The sequence below is a fragment of the Belliella marina genome, from assembly GCF_042682445.1.
Lineage (GTDB): Bacteria > Bacteroidota > Bacteroidia > Cytophagales > Cyclobacteriaceae > Belliella > Belliella marina.
Map to the genome: position 1 here is coordinate 18636 of NZ_JBHUHR010000048.1, position 1001 is coordinate 19636.

Here is a 1001-nt window from a genome sequence, read left to right on the forward strand (position 1 = left end):
TTCCAACACATCACCTACAGCATTGTATGAAGTAGTCAATCCTGCATCTGCGTTGATGGATGTCAAGGTTTTGGTCAAGGTAAACGATGGCTCCTGGGTTGCAGGGGTTTCCTCTTCTCCGTCAGTCGGATCTTCTGGGTCAACAGGGTTGCCGTTTGGATCTTCGCCGTTGGCGGTCGCAACGTTCAATACAGATCCGTTGTCAAGATCGGACTGGGTTATCGTATGGCTGGTAGTGAATACTTCTGTTCCAGATGGAGCAAGTGTTGCAATTGTTTCGCTCAATCCGGTCAAGGCATCTTCAACCTCGATATTGCTCAAAGTCACATTCCCCGTATTCGTTACCGTAATCGTGTATGCCAATACATCGCCAACAGCGTTGTATGAAGTCAATCCTGCATCTCCATTCACAGATGTCAGTGATTTGGTGATCGTGAAGGATGGTTCCTGGGTTGCGGGGGTTTCCTCTTCTCCGTCAGTCGGATCTTCTGGGTCAACAGGGTTGCCGTTTGGATCTTCACCATTGGCGGTTGCCACATTCAATACAGATCCGTTATCCAAATCGGACTGGGTTACCGTATGGCTGGTAGTAAATGTCTCTATTCCAGATGGGGCAAGTGTTGCAATAGTTTCGCTCAATCCTGTCAAAGCATCTTCAACATCTATATTCTCAAGGGTCACATTACCCGTGTTCGTTATTGTGATCGTATATTCCAATACATCACCAACCGCATTGTATGAAATCAATCCCGCATCGCCATTCACTGATGTCAGTGATTTGGCGATCGTGAAGGATGGCTCCTGGGTTGCTGGGGTTTCTTCCTCTCCTTCTGTTGGGTCTTCTGGGTCAACAGGGTTGCCATTAGGATCTTCACCATTGGCGGTTGCCACGTTCAGTACAGATCCGTTGTCCAAATCAGATTGGGTAATCGTATGCGTAGTCGGGAAGGTCTCTGTTCCAGCTGGGGCAAGGATTGCGATAGTTTCGTTCAAGCCGGTCA

The 1001-nt window shown here is 48.3% G+C and carries 1 protein-coding gene; it reads right to left on the bottom strand.

The genetic code is table 11. The annotated features are described in order from the left end of the window. Nucleotides 1–1001, bottom strand: a 1001-nt coding sequence (locus tag ACFSKL_RS23260) for a DUF7507 domain-containing protein (RefSeq protein WP_465252699.1), incomplete at both ends; no start/stop codon positions are given.